Below are 19142 nucleotides of genomic sequence, written 5' to 3' on the forward strand. Positions count from 1 at the left end.
CGGCGCCCGCCGGCGAGGTGGGCGTGGCCGGCGGCTGCGTGGGCGCCGCTTCGGGACTCGGCGACGGGACAGGAGCCGAAGCGTTGGGAGAAGACTGAGCCGACGCCGACGGGGGAGCAGGAGCTGATGCCGGGCTCGGTGACGGCCGGGAATCACCTGATGAAAGGGTCATACAGCCCGGACTCCCCCTGACGTCGGTGACAGACGGCGACTCAGGCAGCAAGATTATTTACGATGTGGTCATCTCGTAAACATGACCGCTCATCCGGAATGCCCGGTCATTCACTACAACACACTCACACATTCTCTCGTACGCTCTGCTCACCGCCAAGAGGATCGGCGACCTGCCGCTCCAAGTAATCGGGTCGAGCCGCTTGCCGGATTCGCGTCCCATTCCGACCGGTGGATTGTCAATCCGGGTGGGAAGTAATCATGAAAACGACCGACCCTTTCCATGGGCTCTGTAGCGGCGGAAAGCGTGCCCGACCAGGCCTCCAACGGTGGCGCGCCGAGGTTAGACTCCGCGCATGCGGCTTCCGACGGACGCGGAGATCCGTGCACTGCACGAGAGACACGCGCCCTCGGAGGAGGCGTTCGAGCTCGTCCACACGCACTGCGAGATCGTCTGCGCGATCGCCCTGCGACTGGCCGACCGCGCCGGGCTCGACGTCGACGCCGAGCTGGTGCGGGCCGGAAGCCTCCTGCACGACATCGGCGTCTACCGGCTCTACGACGAGGACGGACGGCTCGATCACGCGGGTTACGTGCGCCACGGGATCCTCGGGCACGAACTGCTCCGAGGGGAGGGACTGCCCGAGAGCCTGTGCCGGTTCTGCTCCCACCACACCGGTGTGGGGATCAGCCGGGAGGACGTGCTGCGACAGGGGCTGCCGCTGCCGCCCCGCGACTACCTCGCGGGGTCGGCCGAGGAGGAGCTCGTGATGTTCGCCGACAAGTTCCACAGCAAGACCGACCCGCCGAGGTTCGTCACCGCCGACGCCTACGCGGCCCATGTCCGCCGGTACGGCGAGGACAAGGCCGAGGTCTTCGCGTCGATGTGCGCGGTCTACGGCGTTCCCGACCTGGAGCCCCTCGCCGCCGCGTACGGCCACGAGGTCGTCTGACCCGAGGCGCGAGGACGCCGGGGGAGCTGCGGCGAGAGGACTACGGGGTGAGAACGATCCGGCCGAACACCTCACCGGCGTCCATCTTGGAGTGCGCCGACACGGCTTGTTCCAGCGGCAGCACCTCGTGCACCACCGTGCGCAGCTCGCCGCGGCTCACGGCGGCGAACTGCCCGGCCCGTACGGCGTGCCGGTCGGGCGCGGCGACGGTGTCGGCGCTGAAGGTGGCGAAGGACGTCGACTTCCGGAACGCCGCCATCATCGTCGTGCCGAAGTCCGCCGGCGGCTGCCCTCCGACGACGCCGACGACGACCATGCGGCCGTTCGGGTTGAGCATGTCGAGGAAGGAGGGCAGGTCCGGGCCGGCTACGACGTCGATGACGACGTCGTAGCCGGTGGGCGCGTACGCGCCTCCGTCGCCGGAGCGGTCCAGCACGTGGGTCGCGCCGAGCGCGCGCAGGCGCTCGCCGCGCTCGACCGACGAGGTCGTGACCGCCACCGCGCCGGCGCCGCCGCGTGCCGCGAGCTGGACCGTCATGATCCCGATGCTGCCGGCCGCACCGCGCACCAGCACCGACTCGCCGGGCGCGAAGCGGGCATGCGAGAGGCCGAAGTGGGCCACCACACCGGAGCTCCCCAGCGTCACCGCGTCGGCGGCGGACAGGCCGGCGGGGAGGGGGACGATCTCGTCGACCGGGGCGACCGCCTGCTCGGCGTAGCCGCCGCCCAGCCCGGTGAACGCCCACACCCGCTGACCGATCCATGAGGTGTCGACGTCTTCGCCCACGGCGATCACGGTGCCCGCCACCTCGCTGCCGGGGATGTGGCCCTTCGTGAAGCCGTAGGCGGCCAGAGCGCCGCGCCGGATCACGGCGTCGACGCCGCCGACGCCGATCGCCTCCGTGGCGATCAGCACCTGCCCGGCGGCCGGCGCCGGGGCGGTCCGGTCGATGAGCGCCAGGCCTTCCGGACTTCCGAACTCCCGGATCTCGACTGCCAACACTGTCATCTCCACCTTCTGGGACCGGCCCGATGCTGGGCCTGCTCGACGACGCGCGAGGCGTCCGTGCTCCCGGACCGTAACGGACGCCGCCGTCCGCTTGGCTAAAGTGAGAGCGGTGACCGACCCTCCGCCTCACATCCTGCGGTCCGACGCCCTGGACAACCGTGAGCGCATCCTCGGCGCGGCCCGCGAGCTGTTCGCCGCCGAAGGTCTGGACGTCCCGATGCGGGAGATCGCCCGGCGCGCCGGTGTCGGCCCTGCCACCCTGTATCGCCGTTTTCCGACGAAGCAGACGCTGGTCGTCGAAGCGTTCGTAGACGAGATGCGCGTGTGCCACGCCATCGTCGAGGAGGGGGGTGCGGATCCGGACCCGTGGCGCGGCTTCCGCGTGATGATCGAGAAGATCTGCGACCTGCACGCACGCAACCGGGGCTTCACCGACGCCTTCATGTCGGCCCATCCCGGCGAGGTGGATCTCGCGGCGAGCCGTCAGCACACGCTGAGCGCGCTCGCCGAACTCGCCCGCCGCGCCAAGGACACCGGCCGTCTGCGCTCCGACTTCGTCCTGGACGACCTGATCCTCATGCTCCTGGCCCACCGGGGCGTTCACGCCACGTCGGCGGCCGCCCGGGTCGCTGCCTCCCGGCGCTTCGCCCGGCTCATGATCCAGGCGTTCCAGGCCGTTCCGGAGCGATCACCGCTGTCGGGGTAGCGCGCCCGGCGCGCCGCGCGAGGACGCCGCCTGCGTCCTCGCGAGGAGCCGGTCGACCTGGTCCTCCAACGGGGGCGCGCCGAGGCGGTTGTCGATCTCGTCGTACGGCACGACGGGCGGTTCGTCGACCCTGATCGCGCGCAGGTAGTCGGCGAACCGCTCCAGCTTCTGCCCGTCCCTGGCGAGTCCCCGGCGCACCAGCCGCTCGCGCAGCGTGGGGCCGTCCGAGCGGACCCAGAGGAGGCGCACCTCCGGGCCGCCCAGGGCCTCCACCCACGCGTGCCAGCGCGCCGCGTCGTGCACCTGCGAGGTGAAGGGGCCGCCCAGCATGACCGGGCAGCCGTGGGAGCGGATCTCCCGGGCGGTCGCCGTCATGCCGTCGTATTCGAACCGCTTGACGTGCTCGTCGTACCACGGCCCCTCGCGCTCGCCCGGCGGCCTGCCGTACGCGGCGAGGGTCGCCTCGACGAAGCCGCCGTACATCGTGTCCTTGTCGAGCAGCGCCGGGACGGGGTCGAGGCGGGCCAGCAACAGGTCGCAGACCGTCGACTTGCCCGACCCCGGCGGTCCCGACACGATCCAGACGGCGCCGGTCATCGCGGCGGGCCGTAGGGCTCGATCGGTGGGTCGGAGTACGGCCCGCCGTCCGCCCGCGGATGGTCCCCGCCGCGCGGTCCGGCGCCGGTGTCGCCCACCCGCCGTCCCGCGCTCTCCGTCACCCGCAGGACGTACAGGTTCCTGCGGGGGTCGATCGGCACGAGGCCGTACGCGGTGTCGACCTCGTCCTCGGCGAGCTCGAGGTGCCGCATGGCCGACTCCAGGGTCGCGGGTGCGGGCAGTCGCACGGTGATGAGCACATCGGCCACGGGGCCGCCCTCCCCTGTCGTGTACGACGCCGCCCGGCTCAGCCGACAGGCGGCTTCTCAGGCGGCCTTCGCCGTCCGAGTGGCTTTCAGGCGGCCTTGGCCGCCCGGCGGCGCAGCGCGGCGATGACGCCGGCGGCGTCGACCACGCCGTACCCGTAGTCGTGGTCATACCCTACGGCACTGCGGTCGTCGGCCGTTCGCCGCAGCAGGGTCCTGAGCTGGGCCGGCGAGAGCGTGGTCGACGGCCACCGGGTGCGGACGGCGGCGACCAGCCCCGCCGCGACGGGACACGCCGCCGAGGTGCCGGAGTCGGGCTCGGTGTCGCCGAGCGCGCCCGAACCGGTGAAGTGGGTGTAGGCGCAGAGATCCGGCTTGCGCGCGGCCAGCCGCCCGGGGCCCTGGGAGGAGTAGCCGACGCGCGACCCGGCGGTGTCGATCCCCCCGATCGACAGGGCGCGCGGGTGGGAGTTGGCCCCCACGATGGGCCGGTCCGGGTAGGCGCACCTGCTGTCGCGGCACTGCGTGCCGCAGTTGCCCGCGGCGAACAGGATGTCCGCCCCCGCCTCGGCCAGGCTGCCCACGATGAGGTTGAACGGATGGGCGGGGTTGTCGGAATAGTTGCCGGGGTGGCCGGGCGGGAAGTCCCAGCGCGGCGAGAACGACCCCCAGCTGTTCGTCACGACGAGCGCCCGGGACTCGGCCGGCTGGGCGTCGAGGACCTCGCGCAGGTGCGCGTAGGCGGCGATCGCGTCGGACAGCAGGCCGTCGAGCGTCGACCCGCCCTGTCGTCGCGACAGCAGCACGGGCACGTCCACCAGGGACGCGTTCGGCGCGGCGATGAGCGCGTCGAAGGCGCACATCGAGCCGTGGTCGACGGCGAAGGCCCCCGGTGTCCCGGACACGCTCTTGGGGTTCCAGCTGCGCTCGTGGTCGACGGTGACCTCCCGGCCGCGGGCCGCCGAGACGTACGCCGCGTTGATGCCCGTGTCGATGACCGCGAGCGGGACGCCGGAGCCGTCCAGGCCCTCGGCCGCGAGATCGGGCAGGCGCAGCAGCCGCTCGACGTCGTGCCAGTCGCCCACGGGAGGGTCGCCTGCGCAGGTGAGCGTGGTCTCGATGGCCGGGTCGGCGTACACGGCGACCACGTCGCGCCGGGTCGCCGGCAGCAGCGCGATCCTGCTGGTGAGCTCGTCGTCGGCGATCTCCCCGCGCACCACGACGGAGGCGTCCTGCGGCGCCATGGAGAAGACCAGAGGCTGGTTGAGCGAGAGCGGGTCGCCGCCGGGGACCGCGGGCATCGGACGGGGCACGGCCACCGGGGCGTACGCGTGGTCGATGACGATCCCGGGCAGATCGTCGGCCACGTCGGAGGCCGAGGACGGGACCGACGGGTCGGCGACGGCGGCGACCAGATCGGGGGACGGACGCAACTGGATGAGTACGCGCACGACGGGTCCACTTCGTGTGACGGGGTGGATACGTTACGTGACAACCCTGCTGCATGCCAGCGGCGCCGTCCACGGCTTCGCGGGAAATCCTCAGCAGTGCGCGGTCAGAAGCCGCACAGCTCCGCCAGGCTCTTGGCGGCCTTGTCGTTGGGGGTGGGGGTCTTCTTGCCGCCCGCGTCGGCCAGAAGCGGCGTACGGGACGGCGACGGGGTGGACGAGGGCGTGGAGGAGGATGCGCCGGGCGAACCCGAGGCGGACGCGGAGGCCGTGCCGGCCGTGCCGGCCGTGCCCATGGGGGAGGCCGTCGCCGCGATGGGGGCCTGGTCGGCCATGGACTCGCGGATCGCCTTCTTCGTGAGCTCCCTGATCTTGTCCCAGTCCGGGTTGCCGGTGTAGATGAGCGGCGGCACGAACTGGAGACTCGTGATCTTGGCGCTGCGCACCTTCATGCCGAGCGGCACGAGGTGCTCCAGCAGGTCGCGGGGGATGTCGGTGCGGAACATGTGACGGGCCGCGGTGGCGATCCTGGTGAAGTTCGCGAGGACCTTGGACGGGGTCGCCTGCTGGGCGAGCGCGCCGATGACGCACCGCTGGCGGGACATCCGGGAGAAGTCGTCGCTGTCGACCCGGGAACGGCCGTACCAGAGCACCTCCTCGCCGCTCAGCCTCCGGTAGCCGGCCTTGATGGTCCCGGCCGTGCCGAAGTGGCCGCCCCACTTGATGTCCCGCTCGACCCGGATGTCGAGGCCGCCCAGGGCGTCGATCATGGCTGCGAAGCCGAACATGTCGACCATGGCGTAGTAGTCGATGTGCAGGCCGAGCGTGTAGCCGATGGCGTCCTTCAGCGCCTGCGAACCCTTGTTCTTGCCCCCCATGACCTGCGGGTTGTTGTCGGCGTAGTACCAGACCGAGTTGAGCAGGCCCTGACCTTCGTCGTTGAAGCCGTTGGGGAACACCTTGTGCAGGGGGCTGGTGGCGGGGAAGCGGACGTATTGCAGGTTGCGCGGCAGGCTGAACAGGACGGTGTTGCCGGTCGCGATGTTCACGCTCGCCACGGTCATCGAGTCGGTGCGCACCCCGACGCGGTTGCCCGCCGCGTCCCCGCCGACCAGCAGGAAGTTGACGCGCTTGCGGCCGTCCCAGGGGTCCTCGGCCCGGATGGGGGAGGGGGTCGTGCCCTCGACCGGGGCCATCACCGCGTCGAGGGTCTGGCTCGCGGTCCTGATATAGCCCGCGGTGACCGCGAACGGCGCCATCACCGACACGCACAGCACGCCGGCGACGATCCCCGCCACCACCTGCCCGGTCTGCGACAGCCGCTGCGGGCGGAGCGCCACGAAGGACAGGACCACCAGCGCGAACCAGGCGAGCGCGCAGACGGCCGCGCCCACCATGATGGCCGTGAGCGTGCTGGGGCGCACCACCGCGCCCGCGTTCCCCATCAGCCGCAGGCCCACGACCACCAGCGCGACCAGGGCGGCGCCGAACGTCACGAGCAGGGCGATCCCGGTCCGGCGGTGGCCCGCCCGCAGGTGGGCCGCGCCGGGCACCAAGGCCGACAGCGCGGTCCAGCCGATGAGGGAGACGGGGGTCAGCGGCGGCCCGTAGCGCGGCCCACGGCCCCGCGGCCTCGGTCGCGGAGCCGGGTGGGAACCGCCGGGGGCGCCAAAAGCTCCGGGGGTTTTGGGGGCTCCAGGGCCCCCGGGGCCTTGGGGAGTTCCGGAGCCTTGGGGAGTTTGGGGGGCTTGGGGGCTTCCCGGGGCGTCCTTCCGGGGCCCTGGGACCGTCTCGTCCTGGGATTCCGGCTCGGCTGCCCGGGGGTCTGGCTGGGGTGCGTGGAAAGCGTCGTTCCGGCGTCTCGGGATGGTGTCGTCGTGACGATCCCCGTGGGCGTCGTCCGCGGAGGAACCGCGAGGGGCCTCGTGGCGGGCCGGCGAGGAGCCGGGAGAGCCCCCGCTCGGGCGCGAGGAGCCTTCGCTCGGGCGCGGAGGGCCTTCGCTCGGGCGCGAGGAGCCGGCAGAGCCGTCGCGCGACGAGCCGGGGGAGTCCTCGTGGGGTCGCGGCGGGCCGGAGGTTTCGCCGCGTGATCGAGGCGGGCCGGGGTTCTCGTCGCGCTCCCCGCTCCCGCCACGCTGACTTTCGCGCCGACGCTTCCGGGAACCCCCGGCCGCGTCAGCGGGACCCCCGCCGCGCATGGCTCACCGCTCTTTCCTCCGTGGCTTGGCTAGGGATTCTAATCACCATATCCGGACAAGGTAGACGTAAACCTGGGGAGAGGAGTCGGGGCCGTCCGTCAGGAGACGGAGGAGGAGCCGACTACCCAGGTGTTGCACTGGTAGGCCATCGGCCGGGTGTAGCCCTGGCGGAACCAGGCGGCGTTGCTGCGTGTGTTCCCGTGGTCCCGCGGCCCTCCCGGCGGGTCGCCCAGGTGGCTGTAGGCCCATAGGAGTGTGTTCCGCCGGGAGCCGTCGATGGGATAGCTGGCGGCGACCGACCGCATGAACATGCCGCCGAAGCACGTGGCCTGCAGTTCGTGCCGCCGGCTGAGCGCCATCTTGCCGCTGCGGGAGCTCGAGTTGATCGTCTGCTGCCACCAGGAGTCGGAGATGCCCGACACGTTCTGGAGGTGATGTCCGTACTCGTGGGCCATCATGCTGATGATGATCCCGTTCCAGGAGCCGAGCGGGCCGTACTCCCGGGCCATCGCCGAGGTGGACGCGTAGATCGTGCTGTTGCTGGGGCAGTAGTAGGGCACGTTGCTGCCTGGCGAGGGGTAGTCGCCGCAGGCGCCCCTGCCCTTCCGGGCGGCGATCATGTAATGCGGGGGAGTCCAGGGGATGCCCGCCCGCGTGAGCGCCGGCGCCCAGGCGTCGCCCATGCACCTTCCCGTCTTCAGGATCAGGGCCTTGAACTGGGCGTGGTTGTAGATGCTGGCGTTCCCGGCCGGGCAGTTCGTCCTGGCCGGCGAACCGGCGCGGTAGAGGCTGTTGCTCTTGGCCGTACGGTTCAGCGTCGGCGTCGTCGGACGCCTCGTGGCCTGCGACGTCGGCTTCGAGGAGGGCCTGGACGGCGCCGCGGTGTCGTCCTCCCGGGGCTCCCGCGACGGGAGTGGGGGAAGGCTGTAGGTCGGCAGCGCGACCGGAGAGACCGGGTCCTCGGTGCGCGCGACCCGCGCCATCGCGCTCATGACCACGACCAGCACGAACACGAGCGCGAGCATGCCCATCAGGGCGACGATCACCGCTCCGCCGGACGACCTGCGCCGGGGCGGACGCCACGCGGGCGGCGGGTAGGGGGCGGCGGGCCCGCGCGGGGGCGGCGGAGGCTGCGGCGCCCACTGCGGTCCCGGCGGAGGCGGCGGCGCCTGCCGGGGCGCCTGCTGAGGCGGAGCCGCCGGGAAGGGCGCGTGCTGCGGTGCTCCCTGGAAAAGCGCCCCCTGGAAGGGTGCTCCTTGCGGCGGTGCCGCATGGAACGAGGCCTGCTGGGGTGGCGGTGACCCCTGGGAGGGCGCTCCTTGCGGCGGCGCCGCCGGGAAGGGCGCCTGCTGGGGCGGTGCCGCCGGGAACGGTGCTCCTTGGGGCGGTGGGGCCCCCTGGAAGGGTGCCTGCTGGGGCGGCGTGGCCTGGAACGGCCGCTGCTGCGGCGGTGCCGCCGGGAACGCCGCCGCTTGCGGTGCTCCCTGGAACGGCGTGCCCAGGGGCCCTGGATAGTCCTGAGGCGCCGGGTAGGAGGCCTGTCCCTGCGGCGGTGATCCCTGGAATGGCGTGCCCTGGGGAGCGGGGTAGTCCTGGGGCGCCGGGTAGGAAGGCTGTCCCTGGGGCTGCGATCCCTGCGGCGGGGATGCCTGGGGCGGTGGTGGTCCCTGCGGCGGGCCCTCGAAATGGTGGCCCGCGCCCTGTGGCGGCGGCGGTGGCGCTGTCGAGGGCTGCGGATAGGACGGCGTTTGGGGTGGGTTCCCGTAGGGCTGCTCACCCTGACCGTAGGCGTACGCTCCGGGCCCCTGCCGATCCTGGCCATAGGCATATGCGGCCGGGTCCTGCCGATCCTGGCCATAGGCGTACGCGGCCGGGTCCTGCCGATCCTGGCCGTAGGCATGCGCGGCCGGGTCCTGACCGTAAGCGTGCGCGGCCGGGTTCTGCGGAGGCGTCGGGAAAGAACCGTTCGGAGCAAACCCGCCGGGGGCCGGGGGCTGCGAGGCCGCGGGATAGGCGACGCCCTGGGGCGGGCCGCCGGAAGGGCCGGCCTGTGGGTGACCGCCGTACGGGCCGGGCGGGGGATAGGCGCCGGGTGGATAGGCGACGCCCTGATGCGGTCCGCTCTGCGGATGGGGAATGCCGTTGCGCTGTTCGCCCTGCGGATAAGGAATGCCGTCGCGCTGTCCGCCTTCCGGATGGGGAATGCCGGGGTGCTGCGGACCGTCCCAATCGCCCGTTCCGGTTGGCCCGGTCCAACCCCCGGGAGGATAGGCCCCGCCGATTTGTGCCCCGGATTCCGGTCCGGGCGTCCAACCAGCTGATTCCTCCGGTTGTGACCCGAAAGGTGGGCCCGAAGGTGGCCCTGAATAGGGAGAAGACCCCCCGGGCGGCTGCTGGGGAGGGTACTGCTGCGCCACGACTTTGCCCCCTTCGTGGATTTGGGGCAGAAGGATACTCGTTTCTCATCCATCACGGATGTAGCAGATACCGGGCACAATCCGTAATCGGCCGACGTGATCTCTGCGATGTTCCGGAATCGCCGGGCTCGTCTGCCCTAGCGTTTTTGGCATGAATCTGCAGCAGCTCCGTTACGTGGTCGCCACTGCGGAGCACCGCACCATGACCGATGCCGCCCGCTCGCTCTATATCGCGCAGCCCGCTCTGTCGCGCGCGATTCGCGACCTGGAACGTGAACTCGGAATGACGCTTTTCGCGCGCTCCGGCCGCGGGGTCGTCGTGACGGCCCAGGGCCGCCGGGTCGTGAAGCTGGCTCGTGAGGCCCTCGACGCGGTGGCCGAGATCGAGGCGCTCGCGACCCAGGGCCACTCCTCCGGGGCCGAGTTACGAATCGCGTCCACTCCGAGCCTGGAGCCCGGCCTCGCCGGGCGCCTGCTGCCCGCGTACGCCGCCGAGCACCCCGGGATAAGGGTGCAGATCGTGCGGTGCGAGGGCCGGGAGGCGGTGGTCAGCGCGGTCCGCGAACAGCGTGCCGACCTCGGCCTGACCGATCTTCCGGTGCCCACCGACCTGGTGAGCCATCCCCTGGAACGCCAGGAGATCGTGCTGATCTCCCCGCCCGGCCTCGACCTGCCCGATCCCCTCCCGGTGACGCGGCTGAACGGCATGCGGCTGGTGCTGCCCGCCCCCGGCAGCCCGCGCCGCAGGGAGTTCGACCAGATCTTCGCCACCCACGGGGTACGCCCGATCCCCGCCGTCGAGTCCGACGAGCGTCGCGGCTGGCTCCGCGCCGTACGGGAGGGCCGGGCCTCGTTGCTGTGGTACCGGGGCATGGCCGAGCAGGCGGCCAGGGCCGGGCTGGTGGTCCGCTCGCTCGACCCGTCGTTGCGTAAGATCATCGCGGTGGTGCACGCGCGGCGGCGGCTGCCCGCGATGGCGCAGGACTTCCTCGCCCTCGCGGAGGGCGGCTCGGCGGCGTGACCGCGCCTTCTCCTTCGTTTGGATCGTTCCACCTTTCCCGAACAGAGAACGCGCGGGCCGGCGCCGGCCCGCCGTCGGCGCGGAAGCCGGAGGGCCGGTTTAGTAGGGTGACGACGATGCCGAACTCGCCGAAACCCGCCGCGGTGCCCGGCCCGCCATCCGTACTGCGCCTGCGCGGCCGTGCCTTCGGTCCCGGCGACTTCGCGGTGATGGCCGTGGTCAACAGGACCCCCGACTCGTTCTACGACAGGGGCTCGACCTACGCCTTCTCCGCCGCCGTGGACGCCGCCTCCCGCCTCATCGCGGACGGGGCGGACATCGTGGACATCGGCGGCGTCAAGGCGGGTCCCGGCACGGACGTCGACCCGGCCGAGGAGATCCGCCGGGTGGCCGACGTCGTCGCGGCGGTACGCGAGCGCCACCCCGAGGTGATCATCAGCGTCGACACCTGGCGGTCGGAGGTCGCCAAGGTCGTCGCGGAGGCGGGCGCCGACCTGCTCAACGACACCTGGGGCGGCGTGGACCCCGGCCTCGCGGAGGTCGCGGCGGCGTACGGCGTCGGCCTGGTCTGCGCGCACGCCGGGCGGGTGGAGCCGCGCACCCGGCCGCACCGCATCGCGTACGGCGACGTGGTGGCCGACGTGATCGCCTACACGACGGCGCTCGCGGAGCGGGCGGTCGCGGCGGGGGTCCGCCGCGACGCGATCCTCATCGACCCCGCGCACGACTTCGGCAAGAACACCTGGCACTCGCTGGAGGTCGGCAGGCGGCTCGGCGAGATGACCGCCACGGGCTGGCCGGTGCTCGTCGCCGTCTCCAACAAGGACTTCGTGGGCGAGGCGCTGGGCGGTCTCCCGGTCGGGGAACGGCACGCCGGCACGCTGGCCACGCTCGCGGTGTCCGCGCTGCAGGGCGCGCGGGTCTTCCGCGTCCACGACGCGGCGAGCGCGCGTACGGCTCTCGCCGTGGTCCGCCGCCTCGCCGCCGCCCGCTCCTGAGCCGCCCCGTCCTGAGCGCCTCCGTCCTGAGCCGATCGGCTCACACCGGCGGGGAGTAGGTCACGGACAGGAAGCGGAGCAGGATCGCCTCACGGGTCGCCGCCGGCAACGCGTCGAGAATCGCGTTCACGACCGCCATCTCGGGCGCCTTCTCCAGCGCCTTCTCGGGTGCCGCCCCGGGCTGTGCCGCGGGGCCGGTCCCGTCCGGCAGGCCGAGGGTGATCCCCGCCGACGCGGCCAGCTCGGCGAACGTCGCGTCGTCCAGCGCGTCGAGATCGAGGGACGCGATGAGCTCGGGCAGGCCCTCCGGCACCTCGGCGGGCCCGCGCCGCCGCGCCGCCGCGGCCGCCTCCTCGATCACGTCCAGCATCGCGTCGACCCCCGCCAGCGTCACGCCGGTGACCGTGATGTGGATGTTGGCCGGGATGCCGGCGTACGACAGCTGCGGCTGGAGGAACCAGCCGCGCGTGCGCGCCTCGTCGGCGAGCACGAACACGTCCACCTCCGGCGACCCGGCGATCGCGACCAGCGCGGCCTCCGGCTCGCCCAGCACCCGCAGGCCGGGGATCTTCCGCACGCCCTCCGCCAGCCGCCGGGTCGCCTCCAGCGTCCGGCGGCCCAGCTCCCGGTAGCCCTCCCGGCCGAGGGCCTCCAGGGTGGCCCAAGCCCCGCCGAGCGGCCCGGCGGAGCGTGAGCTCTGCACGGTCGCGTTGACGATCGTGTATCCGGGCCAGGCCGCCGAGGCGAAGTAGGCCCGGCGGCGCAGCTCCGCGTCGCGGAAGAGCAGCACCGACGCCCCCTTCGGCGCGTACCCGAACTTGTGCAGGTCGCAGGAGATCGAGGTGACGCCGGGCACGGCCAGGTCGAAGGGCGGGATCTCGGCCCCCGCCTCGCGCAGCCACGGCAGCAGCCATCCGCCGACGCAGGCGTCCACGTGGCACGGCACGCCGCGCGAGGCGGCCAGCGCGGCGATCTCGCCGACGGGATCGACCACGCCCTGGGGATAGGACGGCGCCGAGACCACGGCCAGGGCCGTGCGCTCGTCCAGCGCGTCCTCGAACGCCGGGACGGAGGCGCGGTAGGAGATCGGGTCCACCGGCACCGGCACGATCTCCATGCCGAGGTAGTGCGCGGCCTTGTGGAAGGCGGGGTGGGCCGTCACGGGCAGCACGACCCGGGTGGCGCCGGGGCGGGCGTCGCGGGCCGCCTTCACCGCCAGCATGATCGACTCGGTGCCGCCGCTGGTGAATATCCCGGGCGCGCCGGGCCGTCCGAGCATCTCGGCGACCGCCCCGACCACCCGCCGCTCCAGCGCGACCATGCTGGGGAAGGCCGTCGGGTCGAGCATGTTGACCTCGAGCATCTCCGCGTACGCCAGGTGCGCCGCCTCGTGCACCTCCGGCAGGCCGGTGTCGTAGACGTAGGCCGTCACCCTGCCGCCCCGGACCGGCAGGTCGGCGGCCCTGAGCGCGGTCAGTTCGGCGAGCAGTTCGGCGGCGGGCCTGCCGTGGTCGGGAAGCATCGGTCTCCTATCGGGCGGGCAACACGGGCGGGTCTCAACGTGCCAGGGGGAGCCGCACGACGGCACGCAGTCCGGGGGAGGCGTCCTCCAGGTGGACCGTACCGCCGTGGGCCTCGACCGTGGTGCGCACGATCGCGAGACCGAGCCCCGCGCCGCCGTCGTCGCGGCTGCGCGCGTCGTCGAGCCGGGTGAACCGGTCGAACACCCGCTCCCGGTCCTCGGGCGGGATGCCCGGCCCGTCGTCGGTGACGGTCAGCTCGGCGACGCCCGCTCCCGCGGCTCCTCCGGTCCGTACGCCGATCCGGACCGCCGAGGCCGCGTGGCGCAGCGCGTTGTCGACCAGGTTGGTGAGCACCCGCCGCAGGTCCAGCGCGTCCCCGAGCACCACGGGCGGCGGGCCGGGCGCGAGGTCCGAGCCATCGCCGGAGCCATCGCCGGAGCCCAGGTCGAGGCCGAGGTCGTACCGCTCGGCGGTGCGGCGGGCCAGGTCGCCGAGGTCGACGGGCTCCCGCCGGCTCAGCCGGCCCTCGTCGAGCCGGGCCAGGGCGAGCAGGTCCTCGGCGAGCCGGGACAGCCGGAGGGTGTCCTCCAGCACGCCCTCCGCCGTCTCGTTCCAGTCCTGCCCCTCCGGATGGCTGAGCGCCACCTCCAGCTGCAGCCGGATGCTCGCGAGCGGGCTGCGCAGCTCGTGCGCGGCGTCGGAGACCAGGGCCCGCTGACGGGCCTCGGCCTCCTCCAGCCGGCCGAGCATGTCGTTGAGGGTCGTGGCGAGCGCGTGCACCTCGTCACGCGCCTCGGGCACCGGCAGTCGCCGCGAGCGCGCCGTGCCGCCCACCGCGGCGGCGCCCCGCCGCAGCGACGTGATCGGCCGCAGCGTGCGCCCGATGACCAGCCACGAGGCCGCCGCGAGCAGCGCGAGCAGGAGCGGCATCCCGGCCAGCAGCACGTGCCCGGTGGTCACCAGGCTGCTCTCCACCTCGGTGAACGACCGCGCCACGATCACCGTGACGCCGTGGTCCGCGCTGAGCACCCGCACCCGCAGCGGTCCCGGCAGCGCGTACGGCCGGCCGTTCACGAACTGGGGGGCGCCGGTGCGCACGGCCGACTCCCGCGCCCGCGCCGGCAGCAGCGGGACCAGGCGGTCGGTGTCCGAGGTGGCGTCGACGATCCGCCCGTCCGGGCCGAGCACCTGGACGATCGTGTTGTTCACCGAGGTCACCGGGTCGGGCAGCCGGCCGGCGTCGGACAGCGCGACGATCTCGCGGCCCCGCTGGTAGACCTGGTCGTCGATGTTCCGGATCAGGGACTCGCCGAGCACCATGACGAACACGTACGCCGACACGGCGAGGGCGAGCGCCAGCACGGCGGTCGCGGTGGCGGTGAGCCGGAACCGCAGGCTCCGCCGCCGCCACCACGCGACCGGCCCGCCCGTCCGCCGGGGTTCCCCGGGTCCCGCCGGCTCGGATTCCCCGGGCCGCGCGGGCTCCCGTTCCCCCGGCTGGGCGGCGGCGACCGGCGTCGCCGCGGCGGACGGGCCGGGTGCGAGCGGGCGCGGGTGTGCGGACGGATCGGGCACGGTCAGCCGCCGTCGCCGGAGAGCCGGTATCCGGCCCCGCGCACCGTCTGGAGGGCGGTGCGGCCGAAGGGCGCGTCGATCTTCCGGCGGAGATAGCCGACGTACACCTCGACCACGTTCGGATCGGTGTCGTAGGTGTCCCACACGTGCTCCAGGATCTCGGGCTTCGACACCACCTCGCCCGGCCGCCGCATCAGGTACTCCAGCAGGGCGAACTCCCGGGGCGTCAGCTCGACCGGGGTGTCGCCCCGGGTGACCAGCCGGACCGCCGGGTCGAGTGACAGGTCGCCCGCGCGCAGCACCGCGGGCCTGCGCCCGCCGCCGCGGCGCAGCAGCGCCCGGATCCGGGCGACCAGCACCACGTAGGAGAACGGCTTGGTGAGATAGTCGTCGGCGCCGAGATCGAGCCCGTCGGCCATGTCGTACTCGCCGTCCTTGGCCGACAGCATGAGGATCGGCACCCAGTTCTCCTCGGCGCGCAGCTGCTTGCACACGTTGTAGCCGGACATGCCGGGCAGCATGATGTCGAGCACGACCACGTCGTAGTCGCCGGCGCGGGCGAGGTGCAGGCCCTCGTTCCCGTCGTGCGCCAGGTCGACGGCGAATCCCTCCGCCTGCAGCCCGCGGCGCAGCGCCACCGCCATCCGCCGCTCGTCCTCCACCACCAGAACCCGCATTGCCCCATAGTGGACCCTTTTGCCCGCTGGGGTGGGCGGCCCCTGAGAAGGCTCTCAGCCGGTCTCAGCGTCGGCTCAGGGGTCCTCAGGCAGTCTCGGGTTGTCAGGTTTTCCGCCCATAGTGGGAGATGTGAGATGGCGAAGAGAGTCCGCGTCGTGAGGTGGGGGATTCCGGTGGCGGCGGTGGCCGTGGTGGCCGCGGCCGTGGGGGCCGGTCCGGTGATCGCGGCGGTGGGCGGCGAGCCGTCCCTGCCCGACAAGACGGCGGAGCAGTTGCTGGCCGACGTGGCGCGCACCTGGCAGCACGGCCCGATGCCGCAGATGTCCGGCACGATCGTCGAGACCGCGTCGCTCGGCCTGCCCGCGCTGCCCGGCCTGTCCGGGCCGGGGCCGTCCGGAGCCACGCCGGTGTCCCTGTTGTCCGGGTCGCACCAGCTCAAGATCTGGTACGCGGGGGAGAACCGGTTCCGCCTCATGCTGCCGGGGGAGATGAGCGAGACCGACCTCATCTCCGACGGCGACAAGGTGTGGTTCTGGGACAGCGCCGCCAACAAGGCGACCCGCCTCACCGCCCCGGCGGCCCCCGGCGGGACGGCCACCCCCTTCCCGTTGCCGTCCGGCCCCGCCTCGATGCCGGCGACGCCGGAACAGGCCGCGCGGGAGGTGCTCAAGGCGGCCGGGACCGACACCGCGATCAGCGTCGGCGACGACGTCACGGTCGCCGGGCGGGGGGCCTACCAGCTGGTGCTGACCCCGAGGTCGCCCGACTCGCTGATCAAGGACGTGCGGGTGGCCCTTGACGGCGAGAGGCTGATGCCGCTGCGCGTCCAGGTGTACGCCAAGGGGGCCGCCGAGCCGGCGTTCGAGGTCGGCTTCGAGACGCTGTCCTTCACCAGCCCCGCCCCGGAGAACTTCGCCTTCACCCCGCCGCCGGGGGCGAAGGTCGAGCAGGGGGTGGACGTTCCCGCGGCGGGCCGCCGTCCCGAGACGGCCCCCGGCGCACAGGACGGCGCACACGAGGAGACGCGCGTGGTCGGCTCGGGCTGGGACAGGGTGCTCGTCGCGCCGCTGCCCGCCGCCGCCGAGGGGAAGCAGGACGAGGGGAAGCAGAACGGGCGGAAGGGCGGCGGGCCCGACGTGGCGGCGCTGCTCGGCGGCGTCCGCTCCGCGGCCACGCCGGTGAGCGGGGAGTGGGGCAGCGGCCGGCTGCTGCGCACCAAGGTCGTGTCGATCCTGCTCACCGACGACGGCCGCCTCCTGGCCGGCGCGGTGACGCCGGAGGCCCTCTACCGGGCGGCCCGGTGACGGCAGGCACGCGCGCGGGGGCGCCGCGGCAGGACGCGGCGGCGCCCCCGCCCTCTCCGGAGGGCGGCGCGCACGCCGTCGTCACCACCGGCCTCACCAAACGCTTCCGGGGTGGTCAGCTCGCCGTCGACGGCGTCGGCCTCGCCGTGCCACGCGGATCGGTCTACGGTTTCCTCGGCCCCAACGGCTCGGGCAAGACGACGACGATCCGCATGCTGCTCGGTCTGGTGACCCCGACCTCCGGCTCCTGGTCGTTGCTCGGGGCGCCCATGCCCGGCGGGCTGGCCCGTACGCTGCCGAGGGTCGGCGCGCTGGTCGAGGGCCCGGCCTTCTACCCGTACCTGTCCGGAGAGGCGAACCTGCGCCGCTTCGACGCGGCCGACCCCGGCGCGGACCCCCGTACGGCGCGGGCCAGGATCGGCGCCGCGCTGGACCGGGTCGGGCTGACGGCGGCGGCCGGGAAGCGCTACCGCGCCTACTCCCTCGGGATGCGCCAGCGCCTGGCCATCGCCGCCGCGTTGCTCGGGCCGCGTGAGCTGCTGGTGCTCGACGAGCCGACCAACGGTCTCGACCCGCAGGGCACCCGCGAGGTCCGCGCGCTGATCAAGGAGATCGCGGGGGACGGCACGACGGTCTTCGTCTCCTCCCACCTGCTGGGGGAGGTCGAGCAGATGTGCGGCCACGTGGGAGTCATGCGGGCCGGGAGGCTCGTCGCGCAGGGCCCGGTCGCCGCCCTGCGGGAGGCGGGCGCGACCCCGCGCCTGCGCGTGGAGACCCCGGACGTCGCCGCGGCGGCGGCCGCGCTGTCGCGCGCCGGGCTGGACGGCGTACGACCCGGGGACGGCGAGGTCACGGCGCACGCCGGGGAGCAGCCGCCCGAGCGGATCTGCGCTCTGCTCGTCGGAGAGGGCGTGGCGGTGCGGGGGTTCGGGGTGGTCCGTCCCACGCTGGAGGAAATCTTCGTCGGGCTGACGGGGGAGGGGTTCGATGTCGAGGCATGAGACGGGCGCGGCCGCGCCGGAGGCCCGGCCGGCGGAGGAGCGGACGCCGCCCGGCGAGGCCACGTCCCGTACGCCGGACGGCGCGCGGGGCACCAGGCCGGGGACGGCGTTGGACGATGGGCCGGGCGCCAAGCCGGGCACAGCGTTGGACGGCGGCCCGGGGACGGCGTTGGGCGGCGACCCGGGCACCAGGCCGGGGACGGCGTTGGACGACGTGCCGGGTGCCAAGCCGGGCACAGCGTTGGACGGCGGTCCGGGGACGGCGTTGGGCGGCGACCCGGGCACCAGGCCAGGGACGGCGTTGGGCGGCGCGCCGGAATCGGGGGCCGCGCCGCCACCGTCGTCCGTGCGGCAGGTGGCGCGGCTGCTGGCCTCCGAGGCCGGGCTGACGTTCCGCCGGCCGCGCAACCTCGCGATGCTCGGGGTGCTCGCGGTCGTGCCGGTGCTGGTCGGCGTGGCGGTGCGCCTCGCGTCGGGCGACACGGGAGGCTCGATCATCGGTGAGATCGCGGGCAACGGGTTGATGCTGACGTTCGCCGCGTTCGCCGTCATGACGCCGATCGTGCTGCCGCTCACGGTGGCGGTCGTGGCCGGGGACGCGATCGCGGGCGAGGCCGCGCAGGGCACACTGCGTTACCTGCTCGTCGCCCCCGTGGGCCGGGCCAGGCTGCTCGCGCTCAAGTACGCCAACGTGGTGCTCTTCTGCCTCGCGGCGTGCGCGGTGGTGGCGCTGTCGGCGCTGGCGGTGGGGCTGGCGTTGTTCCCGGCCGGGCCGGTGACGCTGCTGTCGGGCACGACGGTCCCGGCGTCCGCCGCCCTGCTGCGCGTCGGGATCGTCGTCCTGTACGCCGCCGCCGGGATGGCGGCACTCGGCGCCGTCGCGCTCGCGGTCTCCACCCTCACCGAGGCGCCGATCGGCGCGGTCGCGGCGAGTGTCGTCCTGGTGGTGGTCAGCCAGGTCCTGAGCGCGATCCCGCAGCTCGCGGCCGTACGGCCGTACCTGCTCACCACGTGGTGGACCGCCTTCGACGGCGCTCTGCGGGCGCCGGTCGACGTCGACCGGATGGGTCAGGGGCTGCTGGCGTTCGCCGCCTACGTCCTGGTGTTCGGCTCGATCGCCTGGGCGCGCTTCACGAGCAAGGACGTCACCGCCTGACCAAAGTCGCGGCGACGAGGCGAGCGCGAGCCCGGCGGATCGGTGGATCGGCGGAGTAAGTGGATCACAAGTGGTGACCTTCACCGGTCTTTGTCGCTAGTGTTGCCGCGGACCTCTCACC

The 19142-nt window shown here is 73.4% G+C and carries 16 protein-coding genes; 7 read left to right on the forward strand and 9 right to left on the reverse strand.

The annotated features are described in order from the left end of the window. The first annotated feature begins 527 nt into the window (after positions 1-527). Positions 528-1124 carry an HD domain-containing protein gene (locus Mam01_RS24275; protein ID WP_204287515.1) on the forward strand — a complete coding sequence of 199 codons (597 nt, stop codon included), beginning with the start codon at positions 528-530 and terminating at the stop codon, positions 1122-1124. A gap of 40 nt (positions 1125-1164) precedes the next feature. Here Mam01_RS24275 and Mam01_RS24280 read toward each other — a convergent pair whose 3' ends face one another. Beyond that, the gene (locus tag Mam01_RS24280) at positions 1165-2133 is read right to left on the reverse strand and encodes a zinc-binding dehydrogenase (RefSeq protein WP_239101563.1); all 969 of its coding nucleotides are present in this window, start codon (positions 2131-2133) and stop codon (positions 1165-1167) included. Between the two features lie 109 nt (positions 2134-2242). On the opposite strand from Mam01_RS24280, the gene Mam01_RS24285 reads away from it, so the two are divergent. Next, complete coding sequence (locus Mam01_RS24285) at positions 2243-2839, forward strand: TetR/AcrR family transcriptional regulator (protein WP_239101564.1); 597 nt, start codon at positions 2243-2245, stop codon at positions 2837-2839. Here the strand turns inward: Mam01_RS24285 and Mam01_RS24290 are convergent. The 5 genes from Mam01_RS24290 to Mam01_RS24310 all read right to left on the reverse strand — a co-directional run bounded on the left by Mam01_RS24290 (position 2822) and on the right by Mam01_RS24310 (position 8394). Continuing rightward, on the reverse strand, positions 2822-3436 hold the full coding sequence (locus Mam01_RS24290) for a P-loop nucleotide/nucleoside kinase family protein (protein WP_204287517.1): 615 nt from the start codon (positions 3434-3436) through the stop codon (positions 2822-2824). The two genes, Mam01_RS24285 and Mam01_RS24290, sit on opposite strands and share 18 nt — an antisense overlap. Then, positions 3433-3705: a hypothetical protein gene (locus tag Mam01_RS24295; RefSeq protein ID WP_239101565.1), complete on the reverse strand. Its 273-nt coding sequence runs from the start codon at positions 3703-3705 to the stop codon at positions 3433-3435. The genes Mam01_RS24290 and Mam01_RS24295 overlap by 4 nt, the downstream gene beginning before the upstream one ends. A gap of 86 nt (positions 3706-3791) precedes the next feature. Next, positions 3792-5153: a S8 family peptidase gene (locus tag Mam01_RS24300; protein WP_204287518.1), complete on the reverse strand. Its 1362-nt coding sequence runs from the start codon at positions 5151-5153 to the stop codon at positions 3792-3794. A 104-nt stretch (positions 5154-5257) separates the two neighbouring features. Further along, entirely contained in the window at positions 5258-6703 is a 1446-nt protein-coding gene (locus tag Mam01_RS24305) for an LCP family protein (protein WP_239101576.1), read from the reverse strand. A gap of 743 nt (positions 6704-7446) precedes the next feature. After that, entirely contained in the window at positions 7447-8394 is a 948-nt protein-coding gene (locus tag Mam01_RS24310) for a neutral zinc metallopeptidase (protein ID WP_239101566.1), read from the reverse strand. Positions 8395-9916: 1522 nt separating this feature from the next. On the opposite strand from Mam01_RS24310, the gene Mam01_RS24315 reads away from it, so the two are divergent. Further along, the gene (locus tag Mam01_RS24315; RefSeq protein ID WP_150934966.1) at positions 9917-10786 is read left to right on the forward strand and encodes a LysR family transcriptional regulator; all 870 of its coding nucleotides are present in this window, start codon (positions 9917-9919) and stop codon (positions 10784-10786) included. A gap of 116 nt (positions 10787-10902) precedes the next feature. Continuing rightward, complete coding sequence (folP, locus tag Mam01_RS24320; RefSeq protein WP_204287520.1) at positions 10903-11784, forward strand: dihydropteroate synthase; 882 nt, start codon at positions 10903-10905, stop codon at positions 11782-11784. A gap of 40 nt (positions 11785-11824) precedes the next feature. Here the strand turns inward: folP and Mam01_RS24325 are convergent, their stop codons facing one another. From Mam01_RS24325 to Mam01_RS24335, 3 genes are read right to left on the reverse strand one after another with little or no spacing between them, the layout of a single operon-like run. Then, positions 11825-13306, reverse strand: a complete 1482-nt coding sequence (locus Mam01_RS24325) for a pyridoxal phosphate-dependent decarboxylase family protein (RefSeq protein WP_204287521.1) — start codon at positions 13304-13306, stop codon at positions 11825-11827. A gap of 34 nt (positions 13307-13340) precedes the next feature. Next, positions 13341-14882, reverse strand: a complete 1542-nt coding sequence (locus Mam01_RS24330) for a sensor histidine kinase (RefSeq protein WP_204287522.1) — start codon at positions 14880-14882, stop codon at positions 13341-13343. Positions 14883-14884: 2 nt separating this feature from the next. After that, the gene (locus Mam01_RS24335; RefSeq protein WP_150934969.1) at positions 14885-15559 is read right to left on the reverse strand and encodes a response regulator transcription factor; all 675 of its coding nucleotides are present in this window, start codon (positions 15557-15559) and stop codon (positions 14885-14887) included. Between the two features lie 135 nt (positions 15560-15694). On the opposite strand from Mam01_RS24335, the gene Mam01_RS24340 reads away from it, so the two are divergent. The 3 genes from Mam01_RS24340 to Mam01_RS36885 are packed head-to-tail and all read left to right on the forward strand — an operon-like array spanning position 15695 to position 19021. Continuing rightward, complete coding sequence (locus Mam01_RS24340; protein WP_204287523.1) at positions 15695-16864, forward strand: LolA family protein; 1170 nt, start codon at positions 15695-15697, stop codon at positions 16862-16864. Continuing rightward, positions 16861-17865 carry an ABC transporter ATP-binding protein gene (locus Mam01_RS24345; RefSeq protein ID WP_204287524.1) on the forward strand — a complete coding sequence of 335 codons (1005 nt, stop codon included), beginning with the start codon at positions 16861-16863 and terminating at the stop codon, positions 17863-17865. The genes Mam01_RS24340 and Mam01_RS24345 overlap by 4 nt, the downstream gene beginning before the upstream one ends. Beyond that, entirely contained in the window at positions 17852-19021 is a 1170-nt protein-coding gene (locus tag Mam01_RS36885) for an ABC transporter permease (protein WP_239101567.1), read from the forward strand. Before Mam01_RS24345 ends, Mam01_RS36885 begins: the two co-directional genes overlap by 14 nt. The last annotated feature ends 121 nt before the right edge of the window (positions 19022-19142 follow it).

Origin of the sequence: Microbispora amethystogenes, from assembly GCF_016863015.1 — a bacterium.
GTDB classification, from domain to species: domain Bacteria; phylum Actinomycetota; class Actinomycetes; order Streptosporangiales; family Streptosporangiaceae; genus Microbispora; species Microbispora amethystogenes.